A 224-nucleotide genomic window follows, 5' to 3' on the forward strand; every position below is an offset into this window, starting at 1 on the left:
GTATCCCTGCTCATCCTATTCCAATCAGGTTAATTGAAACGCTTAAATCTCCGCTTTATTCAATAACGGCAAAAAAAAGCATGGCGAGCGGTAATGATTCGGATACCCGTCATGCGGAGGAAACAGATACGGAACTGCCGCCTATCCCCGAAGAAGAACTTTTTGAAAGCGGTTGGGAACTTGACGATATTGAAGGCTTGGATATTATTCTTGACGGCGGAGAG

The 224-nt window shown here is 45.1% G+C and carries 1 pseudogene; it reads left to right on the forward strand.

Annotated features, from left to right (window positions below):
- Window positions 1-224 (forward strand): annotated as a pseudogene (locus ACYVTD_RS19245) (L-threonylcarbamoyladenylate synthase); the annotation flags it as partial.

Source organism: Treponema sp. R6D11, assembly GCF_054786075.1.